This window comes from Planomonospora algeriensis (assembly GCF_977012225.1).
In genome coordinates, this window is record NZ_CDRNDK010000955.1 from 1 (window position 1) to 908 (window position 908).

Genomic DNA, 908 nt, shown 5'->3' on the forward strand with positions numbered 1-908 from the left:
CGCGGCCCTGCGGTCGCGGTGGCGGCCGGATCCGCGGCTGCTGCTCGGGGCCGGGTCCGCCGTCGCCGCACTGCTGGCCTTCCTGCCGCCGTCGGGCTCGGCCGACCATCTGAACTACGCCGCCTACGGGCGACTGGCCGCGCTCGGCCACGATCCGTACGCCGTCGTGCCCGCCGCGTTCCCCGGTGACCCGGTCGCCGGGGCCGTCGAGGAATGGGCCGGGGTGACGAGCGTCTACGGCCCGGTCGCGACGGCCGTGCAGGCGCTGGCGAGCCTGGCCGGGGGCGACTCGGTCCGGCTGACCGTCTTCGGGATGGCGCTGTTCAACGCCGCGGCCTTCGCCGGGACCGGGCTGCTGCTGCACCGCCTGACCGCCGCCGACGCGGACCTCCAGCGGCGGGCGGCGCTGCTCTGGATCGCCAACCCGCTGATGATCTACCACCTGTCCGCCGGGATGCACGTCGACACCATGGCCGTGGCCTGCATGGTCGCCGCCCTGTGCGCCTTCTCGTCCGTACGGGGCGCGGCCGGGGGCGTGACCTCGGGGATGCTGCTGGGGCTGGGGATCGGGGTCAAGCTCAACGCCGGGCTGGTCGCGCTCGGACCCGCCTGGGAACTGCGCCGCCGGCCCGGCAGGCTCGCCCTGGTCGCCGGTACGGCGACGGCCACGGTGGCGGCGGTCTACGGGATCGCCGGGCCGCACGTGCTCGACCAGGTGAGCGCGGCCAGCCGGAAGGTCTCCCTCGGCACCCCGTGGCAGCCGGTGAAGCTCGCCCTCCAGTCGCTGTTCGGACCGGGCGCGTACGCGGCCTGGATCCAGGCCGGGTCCGTGCTGCTGCTGGCGGCCCTGGCCTGGCTGCTGTTCCGGGCCGCGCCGCGCGGTCCGGCCGGCGCGGTCCGCCGGGAGG

Annotated in this window: 1 protein-coding gene; it reads left to right on the forward strand. The window is 76.7% G+C overall.

Going from position 1 to position 908, the window contains the following annotated elements:
* Positions 1–908 (forward strand): polyprenol phosphomannose-dependent alpha 1,6 mannosyltransferase MptB (gene mptB, locus ACWJ6R_RS37150; RefSeq protein ID WP_449066673.1); only part of this gene is annotated, 908 nt, incomplete at both ends.